This window comes from Micromonospora sp. NPDC048894, from assembly GCF_040649765.1.
Classification (GTDB): Bacteria; Actinomycetota; Actinomycetes; order Mycobacteriales; family Micromonosporaceae; genus Micromonospora; species Micromonospora antibiotica.
The window spans coordinates 644,324-661,939 of the sequence record NZ_JBEZFY010000001.1; the positions used below are offsets into that span (position 1 = coordinate 644,324).

15 protein-coding genes are annotated in these 17,616 nt (G+C 72.7%); 12 read left to right on the forward strand and 3 right to left on the reverse strand.

The genetic code is table 11. The features are described from left to right. Nucleotides 1-133: 133 nt before the first annotated feature. A complete protein-coding gene (gene serC, locus AB0C22_RS03050; protein ID WP_208565628.1) occupies nucleotides 134-1,261 on the reverse strand; it encodes a phosphoserine transaminase in 1,128 nt (375 codons plus the stop codon). Nucleotides 1,262-1,634: 373 nt separating this feature from the next. Further along, nucleotides 1,635-2,741 (reverse strand): citrate synthase 2, encoded by a 1,107-nt coding sequence (locus AB0C22_RS03055; protein ID WP_088643529.1) that lies wholly within the window; start codon nucleotides 2,739-2,741, stop codon nucleotides 1,635-1,637. A gap of 217 nt (nucleotides 2,742-2,958) precedes the next feature. On the opposite strand from AB0C22_RS03055, the gene pdxH reads away from it, so the two are divergent. The 7 genes from pdxH (at nucleotide 2,959) to AB0C22_RS03090 (ending at nucleotide 9,083) form a co-directional block, all read left to right on the forward strand. Further along, nucleotides 2,959-3,642 (forward strand): pyridoxamine 5'-phosphate oxidase, encoded by a 684-nt coding sequence (gene pdxH / locus AB0C22_RS03060; RefSeq protein ID WP_357533352.1) that lies wholly within the window; start codon nucleotides 2,959-2,961, stop codon nucleotides 3,640-3,642. After that, nucleotides 3,639-4,931, forward strand: a complete 1,293-nt coding sequence (locus AB0C22_RS03065) for an MFS transporter (RefSeq protein WP_357533163.1) — start codon at nucleotides 3,639-3,641, stop codon at nucleotides 4,929-4,931. The genes pdxH and AB0C22_RS03065 overlap by 4 nt, the downstream gene beginning before the upstream one ends. 68 nt (nucleotides 4,932-4,999) lie before the next feature. Further along, nucleotides 5,000-5,929: an aldose 1-epimerase family protein gene (locus tag AB0C22_RS03070; protein ID WP_357533165.1), complete on the forward strand. Its 930-nt coding sequence runs from the start codon at nucleotides 5,000-5,002 to the stop codon at nucleotides 5,927-5,929. Nucleotide 5,930: 1 nt separating this feature from the next. Further along, nucleotides 5,931-6,533, forward strand: coding sequence for a nitroreductase family protein (locus AB0C22_RS03075; RefSeq protein WP_219466141.1), 603 nt, complete (start codon nucleotides 5,931-5,933; stop codon nucleotides 6,531-6,533). Nucleotides 6,534-6,712: 179 nt separating this feature from the next. After that, nucleotides 6,713-7,018: a type II toxin-antitoxin system VapB family antitoxin gene (locus AB0C22_RS03080; RefSeq protein WP_208565632.1), complete on the forward strand. Its 306-nt coding sequence runs from the start codon at nucleotides 6,713-6,715 to the stop codon at nucleotides 7,016-7,018. 32 nt (nucleotides 7,019-7,050) lie between these two features. Next, on the forward strand, nucleotides 7,051-8,214 hold the full coding sequence (locus tag AB0C22_RS03085) for an acyl-CoA dehydrogenase family protein (protein WP_357533168.1): 1,164 nt from the start codon (nucleotides 7,051-7,053) through the stop codon (nucleotides 8,212-8,214). Between the two features lie 101 nt (nucleotides 8,215-8,315). Further along, entirely contained in the window at nucleotides 8,316-9,083 is a 768-nt protein-coding gene (locus tag AB0C22_RS03090) for a DUF4230 domain-containing protein (protein WP_357533170.1), read from the forward strand. Between the two features lie 440 nt (nucleotides 9,084-9,523). On the opposite strand, the gene AB0C22_RS03095 is transcribed toward AB0C22_RS03090, so the two are convergent. Beyond that, nucleotides 9,524-9,730, reverse strand: coding sequence for a PspC domain-containing protein (locus AB0C22_RS03095; RefSeq protein ID WP_208565635.1), 207 nt, complete (start codon nucleotides 9,728-9,730; stop codon nucleotides 9,524-9,526). A gap of 580 nt (nucleotides 9,731-10,310) precedes the next feature. Here AB0C22_RS03095 and AB0C22_RS03100 point away from each other — a divergent pair. The 5 genes from AB0C22_RS03100 to AB0C22_RS03120 are packed head-to-tail and all read left to right on the forward strand — an operon-like array spanning nucleotide 10,311 to nucleotide 17,574. Further along, on the forward strand, nucleotides 10,311-11,681 hold the full coding sequence (locus tag AB0C22_RS03100; protein WP_357533171.1) for an L-serine ammonia-lyase: 1,371 nt from the start codon (nucleotides 10,311-10,313) through the stop codon (nucleotides 11,679-11,681). A gap of 60 nt (nucleotides 11,682-11,741) precedes the next feature. Continuing rightward, nucleotides 11,742-12,569: an ABC transporter permease gene (locus AB0C22_RS03105; protein WP_208565637.1), complete on the forward strand. Its 828-nt coding sequence runs from the start codon at nucleotides 11,742-11,744 to the stop codon at nucleotides 12,567-12,569. Continuing rightward, nucleotides 12,570-13,313, forward strand: a complete 744-nt coding sequence (locus tag AB0C22_RS03110; protein WP_219466164.1) for an ABC transporter ATP-binding protein — start codon at nucleotides 12,570-12,572, stop codon at nucleotides 13,311-13,313. Nucleotides 13,314-13,324: 11 nt separating this feature from the next. Then, complete coding sequence (locus AB0C22_RS03115) at nucleotides 13,325-15,382, forward strand: DUF5941 domain-containing protein (protein ID WP_308291125.1); 2,058 nt, start codon at nucleotides 13,325-13,327, stop codon at nucleotides 15,380-15,382. 17 nt (nucleotides 15,383-15,399) lie between these two features. After that, a complete protein-coding gene (locus AB0C22_RS03120; RefSeq protein ID WP_357533174.1) occupies nucleotides 15,400-17,574 on the forward strand; it encodes a bifunctional glycosyltransferase family 2 protein/CDP-glycerol:glycerophosphate glycerophosphotransferase in 2,175 nt (724 codons plus the stop codon). Nucleotides 17,575-17,616 lie beyond the last annotated feature (42 nt).

Below are 17,616 nucleotides of genomic sequence, written 5' to 3' on the forward strand. Positions count from 1 at the left end.
GTCCTCGCACCACCGTACGCTCATCTGCCCACAGGTGGGGGATGCGACTTGCGCATGTCGCGACTGAGCTGCGGCAATGATCACCGTGGGTGGCCGCAGCGACCGCTGCGACCACCCACCGTGACGGGTGTGACTAGAGCCGCTCGACCACGTAGTCGATGGCGGCGGTGAGCGCCTCCACGTCGGCCGGCTCCACCGCCGGGAACAGCGCGACCCGCAGCTGGTTGCGACCGAGCTTGCGGTAGGGCTCGGTGTCGACGATCCCGTTGGCCCGCAGCACCTTCGCGATCGCGGCGGCGTCCACCCCGTCGGCGAAGTCGATGGTGGCGACCACGTTGGAACGCAGCGCCGGGTCGGTGACGAACGGGGTGGCGAACGCGGCCCGCTCGGCCCAGCCGTAGACGATCCCGGCGCTCTCGGCGGTGCGCTTGGCCGCCCAGCTCAGGCCGCCCTGCGAGTTCATCCAGTCGGTCTGCTCGGCGGCCAGGAAGACGGTCGCCAACGCCGGGGTGTTGTAGGTCTGCTCCAGCCGCGAGTTGTCGATCGCGGTGACCAGGTCGAGGAAGGCCGGGATGTAACGGCCGGAGCCCTTGATCTCGGTGGCCCGCTCCAACGCGGCCGGCGACATCAGGGCCAGCCAGAGGCCGCCGTCGGAGCCGAAGCACTTCTGCGGGGCGAAGTAGTAGACGTCGGTCTCGCCGACGTTGACGTCCAGGCCGCCCGCGCCGGAGGTGGCGTCGACCAGCAGCAGCGAGCCCGGGTCGGCGTCGGCGACCCGGTTGATCGGCACCGCGACCCCGGTGGAGGTCTCGTTGTGCGGGGTGGCGTAGACGTCCACCCCGGCCTCGGCCAGCAGGCCCGGGGCGCTGCCCGGCTCGGCCTTGCGGACCGTCGGCTCACCGAGGAACGGCGCGTCCTTGACCGACTTGGCGAACTTCGCGCCGAACTCGCCGAAGCTGGCGAACTGGGCCCGGTCGCGGACCAGACCGAAGGTGGCGACCTCCCAGAAGGCGGTGGCGCCACCGTTGCCGATGATCACCTCGTAGCCCTCGGGCAGGGAGAAGAACTCGGCGATGCCCTTGCGCAGCCGGGCGACCTCGGCGCGGACGGTCTGCTGCCGGTGCGAGGTGCCCAGGTAGCTGGTCGCCACGTCGGCGAGTGCGGACACCGCCTCCGGACGGACCTTGGACGGCCCGCAGCCGAACCGCCCGTCGGCGGGCTTGATGTCGTCGGGAATCCGGATGGTCGGTGCGTCAGCCACGGTTTTCTCGATCCTTCCGCATGGGGCTAGGGCGGGCCCTTCACCAGGCGCGGGACTGCCGGCGGACGGGTGCGCGGGGCGCACCACGTGGCCGGGTCCGTGCCCGGTCCGGCGACACTGCCGGCCTTCATCCTCGCACCCGCGGTGGCCCGGATGCCGGCTGGTCCCAGGCCCGGACCTGAGGCGTCGGCCACACCGCTGCGTGATCAACGGCCGGTCGCCGGCCGGGCCGCTCCTGATCGTCCACCCGTCGCCGGCCGGTGGTCGCGGTCGGCCGGGTCGCGCGTCGCCGGGTCGTCCGTCCGGCCGGACCCGGGTGACACGCGCGGGGGGCGTCGACCGGTCGGTCGACGCCCCCCGGTGCGGAACGGGATCAGACGCCGTGCGGGATGGCGTCCCAGCCCTCGACCTGCTGCGGCTTGCGGGTGCCCGGGCCGACGTACCGGGCCGACGGGCGGACCAGCCGCTGGAGCTTCTTCTGCTCCAGGATGTGCGCCGACCAGCCGCCCATCCGGGCGCAGGTGAACATCGAGGTGAACATGTGCGCCGGCACCTCGGCGAAGTCGAGCACCACGGCCGACCAGAACTCGACGTTGGTGGCGAGGACGCGGTCCGGGCGGCGGGCCTGGAGCTCGGCCAGGGCGGCCTTCTCCAGCGCCTCGGCCACCTCGAAACGCGGTGCGCCCAGCTCCCGGGCGGTGCGCCGGAGCACCCGGGCGCGCGGGTCCTCCGCCCGGTAGACGCGGTGGCCGAAGCCCATCAGCCGCTCACCCCGGTCGAGGACGCCCTTGACGTACCCCTCGGCGTCACCGCTGCGCTCGACGGCCTCCAGCATGGTGAGCACCCGCGACGGGGCACCACCGTGCAGCGGGCCGGAGAGCGCGCCGATGCCCGACGAGATGCAGGCCGCCGCGTCGGCCCCGGTGGAGGCGACGATCCGGGCGGTGAAGGTCGAGGCGTTCAGGCCGTGCTCGGCGGCCGAGATGAAGTACGCGTCGACGGCCTTGACGTGCCGGGGATCCGGCTCGCCCCGCCAGCGCTTCATGAACCGCTCGACGATCGTCTCCGCCTTGTCGATCTCCTTCTGCGGCACCGCCGGCAGGCCCAGGCCACGCGCGGACTGGGCGACGAAGGAGAGTGCGGTGACCGAGACCCGGGCCAGGTCGGCGCGGGCCTGGGAGTCGGAGATGTCCAGCAGCTGACTGAGCCCCCAGTACGGGGCGAGCATCGCGACCGCGGACTGCACGTCGACGCGGATGTCGCCGGAGTGCACCGGCACCGGGAACGGCTCGGCGGGCGGCAGGCCGGGGCCGAAGCGCCCGTCGACCAGCAGCGCCCAGACGTTGCCGAAGGAGACCTGACCGATCAGATCCTCGATGTCCACGCCCCGGTAGCGCAGCGCGCCACCCTCGCGGTCCGGCTCGGCGATCTCTGTCTCGAAGGCCACGACGCCTTCGAGGCCCGGTTTGAAGTCGGCCATGTCGTCTCCTGGCTTCTGGCTCGGTGCGCCCGCCACGGGCTCGGTCCGGCCCGGTACCTTAGGCGACCCTCAGGGATGTGTTCTCGCCATCTTGCCTGGTGAGTAACCAAGCGCGCGACCCACCGCGACTGTGCTGCACGCGACATCCCCGCCGCTGGACGCCGGGGCGCTCTCCGTGAGACTGATCAGTGGGCTGGCCAGCGTCTCCAGACGCCGGATGCCCGGCGAGAGGGAGAACGACGTGACGGGCGACACACCCGCCCTTGCGGCGATGCGCAACGAGTACGCCGCCGACCGGGGCCTTTCCGAGCCGGACCTGGCCGCCGACTGGCCCACCCAGTTCGGCCGCTGGCTCGCCGACGCGGTCGCGGCCGGGCTGCCCGAGCCCAACGCGATGGTCCTCGGCACCGCCGACGCCACCGGCCGGCCCAGCGGCCGGACCGTGCTGCTCAAGGAGTACGACCCGCAGGGGTTCGTCTTCTTCACCAACCACTCCTCGCGTAAGGGCGTCGAGCTGGCCGCCAACCCGTGGGCCAGTCTGGTCTTCCCCTGGTTCGCGATGCAGCGGCAGGTGGTGGTGACCGGTCGGGTGGAGCACGTCGACCGGGCCGGGACCGAGGCGTACTTCGCCAGCCGGCCGCGCGGCTCCCAGCTCGGCGCCTGGGCCAGCACCCAGTCCGAGGTGGTGCCGGACCGGGCCGCGCTGGAGGAGGCGTACCGGGCGGCGGAGCAGCGTTTCCCGGCCGGCACGCCGGTCCCGGCGCCCCCGCACTGGGGTGGGTTCCGGGTCCGGCCGCAGACGGTGGAGTTCTGGCAGGGCCGGGCCGGTCGGCTGCACGACCGGCTGCGGTTCCGTGGGGTCGAGGGGGGCGGCTGGGCCGTCGAGCGGCTGGCCCCGTGACCGCCGTCAAACCGGCCCGTACGGGTCGGGCCCGGCGGCTGGCCATCGACCTGCGGCCGCTGCGGGTCCCCGCGTACCGCCGGATGTGGCTCGGCAACACGGTGGCGATGTTCGGGTTTCAATTCACCGCGGTCGCCGTGCCGGTGGAGATGTACGCCCTGACCCGGGATTCGTTCTGGGTCGGGCTGCTCGGGGTGGCCGGGTTCCTGCCGCTGCTGGTCTTCGGCCTCTGGGGCGGGGCGGTGGCCGACGCCCGGGACCGGCGGCGGGTGCTGCTGGTCGGCTCGGCGCTGCTCTGGGTGTCGATGCTCGGCCTGCTCGGGCACGCGCTGTCCGGCCTCGGCAGCCCGGTGCTGCTGCTGGCGTTGGTGACCGTGCACTCGGTCGCGTTCGCGATCAGCTCGCCGGCCCGTTCGGCGATCCTGCCCCGGCTGCTCCCGCCCGAGCTGGTCCCGGCGGGCACCACCCTGAACTACACCACCTTCACCGCCGCGTCGGTGGCCGGCCCGCTCGCCGCCGGCCTGGTCTTCGCCACCTTCGGCACCGGCACCGGGCTGCCCGTCGCCTACGCGGCCGACGCGCTGCTGTTCACCGCGCTGGTGGTGGCGACGGTCCGGCTGCCCGCGATGCCCCCGGCCCCACCGGCCGAGGGGGAGGCGCGTCGGGGTGGCCTGGCCGGCATCCTCGACGGGTTCCGCTACCTGGCGACCACACCGGTGCTGCTCTCCTCGTTCGCCATCGACCTGATCGCGATGATCCTGGCCATGCCCCGGGCGCTCTTCCCCGAGGTGGCGCAGGAACGGTTCGGCGGCGGGGCGGCGGTGGGGTGGCTCTACAGCGCCATCGCGATCGGCGCGATGCTCGGCGGGTTGACCTCCGGTTGGATCGGCCGGCTGCGGCGGCAGGGGCTCGCCCTGGTGGTGGCGGTGGTCGGCTGGGGGCTGGCCATCGCGGCGGCCGGGCTGGCCCGCCAGCTCTGGCTGGTGGTGCTGCTGCTCGCGGTGGCCGGGGCGGCGGACCTGGTCAGCGCGGTGCTGCGGCAGTCGATGCTGCTGGTCTACGCGCCGGACCGGATGCGGGGCCGGCTCCAGGGGGTCAACACGGTGGTGGTGGCCGGCGGGCCACGGCTGGGCGACCTGCGGGCCGGGGCGATGGCCGCCGGGTTCGGTGGTGGCGTCGCCTGGGTGGCCGGCGGGCTGTTCTCGGCCGGGCTGGCGGTGCTGCTGGTGGCGTGCTTCCCGGCCCTGCTGCGCTACCGGGCCGGCTCGGTGACCGAGGACCGCCGCTGACCGCACGCCAGGTGGGACGGGCCAGCCGGGTCCGGCGGGCGGGCCAGGGCACCGACTAGGGTCACGACATGGACAACGCCATGCACCGGCCGCCCTCGGGGACACAGTGGACCATCGCCGCCGACGGCCACGAGGCCGTCATCGTCGAGGTCGGCGGTGGGGTTCGGACGTACCGGCGCGACGGGGTGGACTACCTCGACGGGTACGCCGAGGACGAGATCAGCCCCGGCAGCGCCGGACACGTGCTGGCCCCCTGGCCGAACCGGATCAGGGACGGGAAGTACACCTTCGGGGACCGGTCGTTGCAGCTCGACCTGACCGAGCCGACCCGGGGGGTCGCCCTGCACGGCCTGGTCAACTGGGTGCGCTGGCAGCTGGTCGAGGAGTCCGCCGACACGGTCACCCTCGGTTACGACCTGCCGCCGACCCCGGGTTACCCGTGGTCGTTGCGGCTGCGTACCCGGTGGAGCGTCGGGGCGGACGGGTTGCGCGGCGAGCACGAGGTGACCAACACCGGGGGCGAGGCCGCGCCGTTCGGGTTCTCCGTGCACCCCTACCTGCGGCTGGCCGGGGTCGCGGTGGACGACCTCACGATGCGGTTGCCGGCCCGCAGCCGGTTGCAGGTCGACGCCCGGCTGCTGCCGATCGGGGCGACCCCGGTGGCCGGCACCGAGTACGACTGGACCAGCCCCCGCCCGATCGGTGCCGCGCAGCTCGACCTCTGTTTCGGTGACGTGATCCGGGACTCCGACGGCGGCTCGTCGGTGACCCTGACCGCCCCCGACGACGCGGACGGGGTGCACCTCTGGGCGGACCGCGAGTTCGGCTGGTGGCAGGTCTTCACCGGTGACGCGCTCACCGGTGAGCGGCACCGCCGGTCGGTGGCGGTGGAGCCGATGACCTGCCCGCCCGACGCGTTCCGGTCCGGCCGGGACGTGATCGCGCTGGCCCCGGGGGAGACCTGGCGGGGCAACTGGGGCATCCGGCCCGGGGTCTGAGATGGAGTTCGGCGAGGTGGTCCGGCGTCGCCGGATGGTCCGCAACTACGACCCGGACCGGCCGGTCCCGCCGGAGGTGGTGGACCGGCTGCTCGACCACGCGGTCCGGGCGCCGTCGGCGGGCTTCGCCCAGGGCTGGGGTTTCCTGGTGCTGGAGGAGCCGGCGGACCGGGAGCGGTTCTGGGCGGCGGCCACCCCCTCGGGCGGTGGCCGCGACCGGTGGCTGGCGGGGATGCGCCGCGCCCCGCTGATCGTGGTGCCGCACGCCAACCGGTCGGTCTACCTGGAGCGGTACGCGGAGCCGGACAAAGGGTGGGCGGACCGTTCGGAGGACCGCTGGCCGGTGCCCTACTGGTACGTCGACACCGGCTTCGCCGCGCTGCTGATGCTGCTCACCGCCGTGGACGAGGGGTTGGGGGCGTGTTTCTTCGGCATTCCGCCCGACCGGTTGGCGGCGTACCGGGAGGCGTTCGGGGTGCCGCCGGATTACCATCCGATCGGCGCGGTCACGGTGGGTTACCGCTCGGCTGACCATCGGTCACCGTCGCTGCGGCGGGGGCGTCGGCCGGTGGACGAGGTGGTCCGGCGCGGTCGGTGGAGTTGATGCCGGTTCGTACCCTGCGCAGTGGGTGACGGAGCGAGAGAAACCGACAACGGGGAGCAAAACGCGGTGTGGCAGGGGCGGATAGGCTGGCACCGTCATCGGTGCCGCACGGCGCGGCACCTCGGCGTGACCCGGCACCACGCCGAGGGTCGGCCTGACCACGGGGAGGGGAGCGTGCCGTGATTTTCCGAGCGGTCCGGGACGGGCGTCCCTACCCGGAACACAACCTGACTCTCAAACAGTGGGCGGAGATCCCACCGCGCCCGCTGCGGCTCGACCAGCTCATCACCACCAAGCGTGAGCTGGCACTCGACAAGCTCCTCGCCGAGGACTCCACCTTCTATGGCGACCTGTTCCCGCACGTGGTCGAGTGGGGCGGCGGCCTCTACCTGGAAGACGGCCTGCACCGGGCGCTGCGGGCGGCGTTGCAGCAACGCAACCAGATCCACGCCCGGGTGCTGGTCTACACCGGCCAGCCCGAGTGACGCCCGCCTGAGCACTCGTTAAGGTGGCGGCCATGGGCACCGTACTGGACCTGCTGGACGTCGACGCCTCGCTGAGCGAGGAGGAACGGCAGATCCAGGCCGTCGTCCGCCGGCTCGTCGACGACCGGGTCCGCCCGCACGTCGCCGGCTGGTACGAGGACGGCCACGTCCCGGCGCGCGAGCTGGCCCGGGAATTCGGCCGGCTCGGCCTGCTCGGCATGCACCTGACCGGGTACGGCTGCGCCGGCGCCCCGGCCGTCGCGTACGGGCTGGCCTGCCTGGAGCTGGAGGCCGGCGACTCCGGCGTCCGCTCCCTGGTGTCGGTGCAGGGTTCGCTGGCCATGTACGCCATCTGGCGCTTCGGCAGCGAGGACCACAAGCAACGCTGGCTGCCCGCGATGGCCGCCGGCGAGGCGATCGGCTGCTTCGGCCTGACCGAGCCCGACCACGGCTCCGACCCGGCCTCGATGACCACCCGGGCCCGCCGCGACGGCGACGACTGGATCCTCGACGGCGCGAAAATGTGGATCACCAATGCGCCGATCGCCGACGTCGGGGTGATCTGGGCCCGCACCGACGAGGGGGTGCGGGGTTTCCTCGTACCGATGGACAGCCCCGGGGTGACGGCGCGGGAGATCCGCCGCAAGATGTCGCTGCGCGCCTCGGTGACCGGCGAGATCACCCTCGACGGGGTCCGGCTGCCGGCGGACGCCCTGCTGCCGGCGGCGGTCGGGCTGCGGGCACCGCTGAGCTGCCTGACGGAGGCCCGGCAGGGCATCGTCTGGGGGGCGCTCGGCGCCGCCCGCGACTGCCTGGAGACCACCCTGGCGTACGCCGCCACCCGCACCCAGTTCGGCCGGCCGCTCGCCGGGTTCCAACTCACCCAGGCCAAACTCGCCGACATGGCCGTGGAGTGGAACAAGGGACTGCTGCTCGCCCTGCACCTGGGCCGGCTGGCCGACGCGGGAACACTGCGACCCGACCAGGTCAGCGTGGGCAAGCTGAACAACGTGCGGGAGGCGCTGGCGATCGCCCGCCAGTGCCGGACGATCCTCGGCGCGAACGGGGTGTCCGGCGAGTACCCGGTGATGCGGCACGCCAACAACCTGGAGAGCGTGCTCACCTACGAGGGCACCTCCGAGATCCACCAGCTGGTCATCGGGCAGCGGCTCACCGGGCTGTCCGCCTTCGGCTGACGACCGCCCGTCACCCGTTCGGGGCGCTCGCCGCGCGCGCGTCGCACGGTGGCCGTACCGTCATCGACAGAGGCACGTGTCTGACGAGGACGGTGAGGGCGATGGCCCGCGACGGTGAGACCCCCCAGAGTGAGTTCCCCGGCTACCCGACCGCCGACACACTGCGTACCCGGTCGGGCGACCCGGTCGACCCCGACACCCCACCGGCCGACCCGCCCCGCACCGGTGGCGGCCCGGCCCGGGGGCTGCTCTGGGTGCTCGGCGCGGCGGCGCTGGTCGTGGTGGTGCTGCTCGGTACGCAGGTGACCGGGCTCTTCCCGGACTTCCGCAACCCGTTCGCCAAGGAACAGACCGACCGCAGCCAGCCGCCGCTGCTCAAGTCGATCCAGGACCTCAGCCGCTACGTCGCGGCCGAGGGCAACTTCCAGGTCGTGGTCGACCTCCAGAACGACCGTAAGAACGTGCCGGAGTTCCTGCTCAACCAGCGGACCCTCTTCGTCGGGGCGGGCAGCGTCGAGGCGTACGTGGACTTCGGCAAGATCGGCGAGGGGGCGGTGGTGCCGTCCGCCGACGGTAAGTCCGTCGAGATCAAGCTGCCCGCGCCGCAGCTCGGCCAGACCAACCTCGACATGGACAAGAGCTACGTCTTCGCCGAGGAGCGCGGCCTGTTCAACCGGATCGGTGAGCTGGTCCAGGGCGACCCCAACCGGCAGCAGCAGGTCTACCGGATGGCCGAGGAGCGGATCACCACGGCGGCCCGGGACAGCGGGCTGGCCAAGCGCGCCGAGGAGAACACCCGCAAGATGCTGGAGGGCCTGCTCCGCTCGCTCGGCTACGAAAAGATCACCATCACCTACACGGCCCCCTGACCCGCAGCGCCCCCACCGTCCGCGCCCCGGCCAACCCGCAGCCCCTCACCGCAAGCGCACAGCACCACGCCCAACGGCGACCCGGGTGCCCCCGGTGCCCCCCGGTGCCCCCGGGTGCCCCGGCTGATCCCGGTGATCAAGAGGTTTACGTCATTCTTGATCTTCAAGTTGACGTAAACCTCTTGATCACCGCGTGTAACCCCATCTGCACGCTGTCGACGGGTGATTGATCGGGTGGGGGCTTGTGGATGTCGATGGGGTTGGTGTCAGGGAGTGGGAACGCCAGGATGCCGCCTCCCTGGGACGGGAGGCGGCATCCACGGTGACCGGGCGACGCCCGGCGCGGCGGCAGCGATGCGATCTTCGTCGGGCGGCGCGGCGGCAGCGATGCGCCTCGTCGGGCGGCGGCGTTACGGTCTTCGTCGGGTGGCCCGGCGCGGTCAGTAGGTGGTGGTGGCGTAGCGGTCCTCGTTGGGCATCAGGATCCACAGCACCAGGTAGACGATCACCTGCGTGCCGGGCAGCAGCAGGGAGAGCAGGAACAGCAGCCGGACCAGGGTGGCCGAGGTGTTGAACCGGCGGGCCAGGCCGGCACAGACACCGGCGAGCATGCGCCCCTCGCGGGGTCGGACCAGTTTGCGACTCATCGTCTAACTCCACTCTGCGGCGATCCGCCGCGCTGCATTCCACGGTAGGAAGGGGTGGCCACCTTGCCCTCCGTCCCGAGAGTGATCCGGTGACCCCGTACCCGTAGGTGGTTACCCGAGTCGGCCCCGGCTGATGCCCCGGGCGCTGCCCGCGCTGCCTGGCCGTTGCCCGCGCTGCCTGCGTTGCCCGCCGTTGCCCGCGCTGTCTGGCCTGCCCGCCACAGCCCGCGCCGCCTACCCCGGCCGTTCGGGCACCAAGATCACGCTCGATCCTGGTTGTAGTGGCCTCGCCCAAGGCGCAGGGATGCCACTACAACCAGGATCGAGCACGATCTTGGTGCGGGGTGCGGGGTGCGGGGTGCGGGGTGCGGGGTGCGGGGTGCGGGGTGCGGGGTGCGGGGTGCGGGGTGCGGGGTGCGGGGTGCGGGACGGGAAGGGGCTGGGGTGGGGTGGGCGGGTAGGCTCGCCGGTCGACACCGCCCCCACCCCGGGCGGGATCAGCAGGTCACCGGCGGACCCCGGGCGGCCACGGACCCGGCCCGGACCCGGCACCACCGGGCGACGGCGAGGAAGCGCAGCGATGATCAGTGTCTTCGACCTTTTCAGTGTCGGTATCGGGCCGTCCAGTTCCCACACGGTGGGCCCGATGCGGGCCGCGCGTACCTTCGTCGCCGGGCTGAAGGCCGACGGGTTGCTGCACACCGTCACCCGGGTCCGGGCGGAGCTGTTCGGTTCGCTGGGTGCGACCGGTCACGGTCACGGCAGCGACCGGGCGGTGCTGCTCGGGCTGGCCGGTGAGAGCCCGGAGACGGTGGACACCGACAGTGTCGGCCCCCGGGTCGCCGAGGTCCGCACCCGGCGTCGGCTCGCCCTGCCCGGTGGCCAGGAGATCGACTTCGAGCCGGACCGGGACCTGGTGCTGCACCGCCGCCGGTCGCTGCCGTACCACCCGAACGGGATGACCTTCGTGGCCTGGGACGCGGCCGGGGTCGAGGTGCGGACCCGGACGTACTACTCGGTCGGTGGCGGGTTCGTGGTGGACGAGGCGGCGGCCGGGGCGGACCGGATCACGTCGGACACCACGGCCGTACGGCACCCGTTCTCGACCGGCGCCGAGCTGCTGGACGTCACCGCCGGCACCGGCCTGTCGATCAGTGCGGTGATGCTCGCCAACGAGTTGTCCTGGCGCAGCGAGGCGGATGTCCGGGCCGGGTTGCTGGGCATCTGGCGGGTGATGCGGGAGTGCGTGGCCCGGGGTGGCGAGCGGGACGGGGTGCTGCCGGGTGGGTTGCGGGTCCGTCGTCGGGCCGCTGAGCTGCGCCGCAGCCTGGAGGCCGACGCCGGCTCGACGGACCCGCTGCGCGCGATGGACTGGGTGACCCTGTTCGCGCTCGCGGTCAACGAGGAGAACGCCGCCGGTGGCCGGGTGGTGACCGCTCCGACGAACGGTGCGGCCGGGATCATCCCGGCGGTGTTGCACTACTACACCCGGTTCGTGCCGGGGGCCTCCGACGAGGGGGTGGTGCGGTTCCTGCTGGCCGCCGGGGCGATCGGGGTGCTGTTCAAGGAGAACGCCTCGATCTCCGGGGCGGAGGTGGGCTGTCAGGGTGAGGTCGGGTCGGCGTGTTCGATGGCCGCCGCCGGGCTGGCCGAGGCGCTCGGCGGCACCCCCGAGCAGGTGGAGAACGCCGCCGAGATCGGCATGGAGCACAACCTCGGGCTGACCTGCGACCCGGTCGGGGGGCTGGTGCAGATCCCCTGCATCGAGCGCAACGCGGTGGCTAGCATCAAGGCGATCACGGCGGCCCGGTTGGCGTTGCGCGGCGACGGGGTGCACCACGTCTCGCTCGACAAGGTCATCAAGACCATGCGCGAGACCGGGGCGGACATGAAGGTCAAATACAAGGAGACGGCACGCGGCGGCCTGGCCGTCAACGTGATCGAGTGCTGAGGGGGCGTTCGTTCACCGACTGCTAACCTGTCGTCCGTTGTTGTCAGGCGGGAGGCGACGGTGACCGCAGGCGTCACGGCGTTGTGGTCGCACCGCAACTCGCTGCGCATCCTGGTCAGACGCGATCTCGCGGTGAAATACCAGCAGTCCGTGCTCGGTTACTTCTGGTCGCTGATCGAGCCGCTGGGGATGGGCGCGATCTACTTCTTCGTCTTCGGGGTGCTCTACTCCGGGCCGACCAACCGGCACCTCGGCGAGGCCGCCGGGTCGTACCCGCTGTTCCTGATCACCGGCATCTTCGCCTGGATGTGGACCAGTTCGGCGTTGAGCGAGGCGACCAATGCGCTGACCGGGCAGTCCCGCCTGATCACCACGATGAACCTACCCCGGCAGGTCTTCCCGATCGGCCGGGTCACCGGCCGGTTCGCCGAGTACGTCGCGGGCCTGCCGATCCTGCTGGCCGTCGCCGCCGTCTACGCCGTACACGGCCGGATCGAGCTGGGCTGGTCGCTGCTGAGCCTGCCGCTGGCCGTCGCCGTGCAGGGCACCCTGCTGGTCGGGCTGGCCCTGCTGCTGTCGGCGGTCAACGTGTTGATGCGCGACGTGGAACGGTTCATGCGGCTGGTCATCCGGGTGCTGTTCTACGCCACCCCGATCATCTATCCGTTGAGCCTGGTCCGGGAGTCCGGCATGCCGGCCTGGGTGAAGGTGGCGTACGAGCTGAACCCGCTGGTCGGCATCTTCCAGCTCCAGCACGCCATCTGGTACCCGGACGAGTTCCCGGACGCCCGGCTGCTGACCACCACGATCGCCGGCAGCCTGCTGGTGCTGGTGGCCGGCTGGTGGGCGTTCCGCAAGCTCGAACCGGCCGTGCTGAAGGAACTCTAGGTGCCGCCGATCATCGAGGCGCAGGGTCTCGGCATCCGTTTCGTCCGCAACCGGCGTCGGCAGTTGCGGCTGCGGGAGTTGTTCATCCACCGGGGCGGCCGGGCCACCACCGCCGGTCAGTTCTGGCCGCTGCGGGACGTCTCGTTCACCGTCGCGCCGGGCGACACGCTCGGTGTGATCGGGCGTAACGGCACCGGCAAGAGCACCCTGCTGCGGCTGATCGCGGGGGTGCTGATCCCCGACGAGGGGCGGATCACCGTCCGGGGTGACGTCGCGCCGCTGCTGGAACTCTCCGCCGGGTTCTCCAACGACCTGACCGGTCGGGAGAACCTCTATCTGGTCGGCGGGCTGCACGGACTGTCCCCGGGCTACCTGCGGCGACACTTCGACGACATCGTGTCGTTCGCCGGTGAGCAGGTGGAACGGGCCATCGACACGTCGGTGCGGCACTACTCGTCGGGGATGAAGGTCCGGCTCGGGTTCGCGATCATCTCGCACCTGCCGCACCCGATCCTGCTGATGGACGAGGTGACCGCGGTGGGCGACGCGGAGTTCCGCCGGAAGTGTTATTCGACGATCGACCGACTGCTCGCGGAGGGGCGCACCTTGGTGCTGGTGTCACACAACGAGAAGGATCTGACCCGGTTCTGCCGTCGGGGGCTCTACCTCGACGGCGGGCGGTTGACCGTGGACGGGACGGTCGCGGAGGCGCTCGACGCGTACCACGCCGCGGTGCCGAGGTGACCCTGGCGATCGTGCTCGCCGCCGGTGCGCCGGCCGCGGGCCCCCCCACCGGCGCGGGCGTACCCCTGGCCGACCGGCTCGCCGACCAGTTGCGCCGGGCCGGGGCGGACCGGGTGCACACCGTCGCCGGTCTCGCCGAGCTGGCCGCCCTGGTCGACACCGTCACCGGTCCGGTGCTGGTCACCGGGGGCGACCTGGTCGCGCACACGGCCGTACTGCGGCATCTGGTGACCAGCCCGGTCGGCCCGACGGTGGCCCTGGTGCTCACCGACGCGCCGGCCGCCGGTCAGACGGTGGTCCGCGAGGAACGCGGCCAGGTGGTCGACGCGGGCCCGGAGCTGGCCGACGCCACCGGCGTCTTCGGCGGCGCGGTGCGGGTCGGGGCGGACGACCTGCCGACCCTGGCCGCCGCGGCCCGCGCCGCCGCCGGCCCGGCGTCGCCGCAGGCCGTCCACGGCCCGCAGGCCGCCGATGGCCGGGTGGCGGGGCAGGCCGCCCACGGCCAGGTAGTGGTGCAGGCCGCCCACGGCCCGGTAGCGGGGGGCGTGGCCGGTGCCGCCGTGGACCGGCTGTTCGCGGCGCTCACCGACCTCGGCACCCTGACCTTCGCCCACCGGGTACGCCTGCTCGTGGCGCACCGGGTCACCGACCCGGCCGGCCTGGCCGCCGCCGAGGCGGCCCTGGCCGGGGTGGACGAGGACCGGGCGGAGCTGCGGCTGTCGGTGAAGGAACGCGACGACTTCTTCACCACCTACTTCGTCAGCACCTGGTCGCCGTACGTGACGAAGGCGTGTGCCCGGCTGGGTCTGACGCCGACCGGGGTCACCATGATCTCGGTGTTGTTCGCGGTGGTCGCGGCGGTGCTCTTCGGCGCGGGTGGCCGGGTCGCCCTGGTGGCCGGCGCGGTGCTGCTCTACCTGGGTTTCGTGCTCGACTGCGTGGACGGGCAGTTGGCCCGGTACACCAGGCACTTCAGCGCCTGGGGCGGCTGGCTGGACACGATGGCCGACCGGGCGAAGGAGTACCTGGTCTACGCCGGGCTGGGCTACGGCGCGACGCACGCCGGGTTCCGTTACGGCTGGGCGTTGGCGATCGCCGCGATGACGTTGCAGACCGTCCGGCACATGACCGACGCCTGGTACGGGGTGCTGCACGACGAGGCGGCCCGGCGTCCCCGCCCGGTCACCCCGGCCGCCGGGGGGATCGGCGGGAAGCTGAACGCCGCGTCGACCCGGGTGCAGGCGGACACCGGCTCGGTGTCGTACTGGTTGAAGCGGACGGTGGTCTTCCCGATCGGTGAGCGGTGGGCGTTGATCGCGGTCACCGCCGCGCTGTTCGGGCCGCTGGTCAGCCTGGTCTCGGTGCTGGTGTGGGGGGTGCTGGCGTTCGGTTACACGGGCGCGTTGCGGACTTTGCGGGCGCGCTGGATGTGGGTGCCGGTGCTGGACACGGTCGATGCGACGTTGCACCGTGACGACGGGCCGGTGGCGGCCCGGTTGCCGGTGGTCCGCCCGATGGGCCCGTTGACCCTGGCGGTGCTCGGGGTGCTCGGGCCGGCGGTGCTGCTGGTGGTGGGGTTGTTCCGGGCGGCCGGCGACGGTGATCCGGGCGGTCTGCGCTGGTGGCTGCCGGTGGCGCTGCTGGTGCTGCTGGTGGCCGGGTTGGGTGCGGGTGCGGCGCACAACGGGCCGCTGGACTGGCTGGTGCCGGCGGCGTTGCGGGCCGGCGAGTACCTGTTCGCCGCCGTGGTCGGGGTGGTCGGCGGGGTGCCGGCGTGGCTGCTCTTCGGGTACGTCTTCGTGCTGACCGTGCACCACTACGACCTGACCGCCCGGTTGGAGAAGCGGCAGGTGGCCCCGCCCCTGCACCGGTGGACGCTGGGCTGGGAGGGGCGTTCGGTGCTGTTGGCGGTGGCGGCGATCGCCGGATTTGCCAGCCCTGTAATGGCTACACTCGGTGCGTACCTTCTGCTGGTGTTCGTGGCAAGTGTCGTGCTGGCCTGGGTCGTCCTGCCGGCCCGCGCGAGCCGGGCGGCGGCCGTACCCGTGCGGGGTGGTTCGCCGGGCTGACGACAGGGGCGGGGCGGATGACGCTGATCAGCTTCGTCGTACCGGCCTTCCGGGTGCAGGGTTACCTGCGCGAATGCCTGGACTCGCTGCTCGGCCAGCCGGTGCGGGACATCGAGGTGATCGGGGTCGACGACGGCTCCCCGGACACCTGCGGCGACATCCTCGACGAGTACACCGCCCGTGACCCCCGGGTCCGGGCGCTCCGCCTGCCACGCAACGTGGGGCTCGGTCCGGCCCGCAACGCCGGGCTGGACCGGGCCACCGGCGAGTACGTCTGGTTCCTCGACGGCGACGACTGGCTCGCCCCCGACTGCCTGCCCGAGGTCGCCGACCGGCTCACCGCCACCCGTCCGGACGTGCTGCTGGTCGACCACGTCCGGGTGCACTGGGACGAGCGGGCCACCCGCAGCGCCCTGTCGGAGGTGTTTCCCGAACCGCCAGGCGCGGCGACGTTCCGCCTGGCGGAGCGGCCGGAGGCGCTGCGCCTGCTGCACACCGCCTGGAACCGGCTGGTCCGCCGGGAGTTCCTCACCGGCCTCGGGCTGCGTTTCGCCCCCGGCTGGTACGAGGACGTCGCGTTCAGCTACCCGGTGCTGCTGGCCGCCGGGCGGATCGGGGTGCTCGACCGGGTCTGCGTCAACTACCGGCAGCGCCGGGCCGGTGCGATCACCCGGACCCTCGACGACCGGCACTTCGAGGTCTTCGACCAGTGGCACCGGGTGTTCGGGTTCCTCGACGAGCGGCCCGACCTGGCTGAGCTGCGACCGGTGGTCTTCGAACGGATGATCTGGCACTACCTGACCGTGCTCGGCAACGGCGACCGGATCGCCCCGCAGCTGCGGCCGGCGTTCTTCCAGCGGATCACCGCCGACCACCGGCGGTTCCGACCCACCGGAGGCTATCCGGTGCCGGACGGGTGGGACGGGCTCAAGCACCGGCTGGTCGCCGCCGGCAGGTGGCGGACGTTCAGCGCGCTGCGTACCGCCAACCAGGCCCGGGAGGTCGCCCGCAGCGCCGGTCGGCGGGCCCGGCCGGTGGCCCGGCGCACCGCCCGGCTGGCCCGGGACGCGCTGCTGCACGAGTGCTACCGGGCCGAGATGCGCCGGCCGATCGACCCGACGCTGGCCGTCTACGCCGCCTACTGGTACCGGGGTTACGCCTGCAACCCGGCGGCGGTGCACGCCGCCGCCCGCCGGCTCGCCCCGCAGGTACGCGGGGTGTGGATCGTCCGCCGGGACCGGATCGACACCCTCCCGCCCGGCACCGAGTACGTCGTGGCCGGCACCCTCGACTGTCAGCGGGTGCTGGCGCGGGCCCGTTGGCTGGTCAACAACGTCAACTTCCCGGACTTCGTGCGTAAGCGCCCCGGTCAGGTGCACGTGCAGACCCACCACGGCACCCCGGTCAAGGTGATGGGGCTGGACCAGCAGCGGTACCCGCTCGGTGCGGTCGGGATGGACTTCGCGGGGCTGCTGCGCCGGGTGGAGCGGTGGGACTACAGCGTCAGCTCCAACGCGTTCTCCACCCAGATGTGGGACCGCGCCTATCCGGCGGACTACGTCCGGCTGGAGGTGGGCTACCCGCGCAACGACCGGCTGGTCACCGCCACCACCGAGGAGGTGGCTGCGGTGCGGGCCCGGCTCGGCGTCACCCCGGACGAGCGGGTGGTGCTCTACGCGCCGACCCACCGGGAGCACCTGCCCGGTTACCGGCCGCCGTTCGACCCGTACCGGCTGCTGGAGGTGCTCGGGCCGGCCGGGCGGTTGCTGGTGCGCAGCCACTACTTCCACGACCGGCAGGGCCGGGCACGGCGGCGGGCCGGGGGTCGGGTGGTCGACGTCAGTGACGTCGCCAGCGTGGAGGACCTCTATCTGGCGGCCGACGTGCTGGTCACCGACTACTCGTCGGCGATGTTCGACTACGCGGTGCTGGACCGGCCGATCGTCATCTACGCCCCGGACCACGACGCCTACCGGCTGGCCCGGGGGGTCTACTTCGACGTCACCGCCGAACCGCCGGGGGAGGTCGCGCTGACCTTCGACGAGCTGTGTGCGGTCTTCCGTTGCGGCGCGGTGACCGGGGAACCGGCCGAGCGGGCGCGGCAGGCGTTCCGGGAGCGGTTCTGCGGTTGGGACGACGGGCACGCGGCGGAGCGGGTGGTCCGCCGGGTCTTCCTGGGGGAACCTGGGTGATCCGGGCGGATCGCCGTACTGGCCCGTAATAGGGCTGTCATC

Excerpts from the sequence above, each read along its gene's own strand:
- pdxH (WP_357533352.1), top strand. The coding sequence starts at position 2,959 with ATGCCCGGCGAGAGGGAGAACGACGTGACGGGCGACACACCCGCCCTT.
- AB0C22_RS03085 (WP_357533168.1), top strand. The coding sequence starts at position 7,051 with ATGGGCACCGTACTGGACCTGCTGGACGTCGACGCCTCGCTGAGCGAG.
- AB0C22_RS03055 (WP_088643529.1), bottom strand. The coding sequence starts at position 2,741 with ATGGCCGACTTCAAACCGGGCCTCGAAGGCGTCGTGGCCTTCGAGACA.
- AB0C22_RS03090 (WP_357533170.1), top strand. The coding sequence starts at position 8,316 with ATGGCCCGCGACGGTGAGACCCCCCAGAGTGAGTTCCCCGGCTACCCG.
- AB0C22_RS03100 (WP_357533171.1), top strand. The coding sequence starts at position 10,311 with ATGATCAGTGTCTTCGACCTTTTCAGTGTCGGTATCGGGCCGTCCAGT.
- AB0C22_RS03075 (WP_219466141.1), top strand. The coding sequence starts at position 5,931 with ATGGAGTTCGGCGAGGTGGTCCGGCGTCGCCGGATGGTCCGCAACTAC.
- AB0C22_RS03120 (WP_357533174.1), top strand. The coding sequence starts at position 15,400 with ATGACGCTGATCAGCTTCGTCGTACCGGCCTTCCGGGTGCAGGGTTAC.
- AB0C22_RS03070 (WP_357533165.1), top strand. The coding sequence starts at position 5,000 with ATGGACAACGCCATGCACCGGCCGCCCTCGGGGACACAGTGGACCATC.
- AB0C22_RS03095 (WP_208565635.1), bottom strand. The coding sequence starts at position 9,730 with ATGAGTCGCAAACTGGTCCGACCCCGCGAGGGGCGCATGCTCGCCGGT.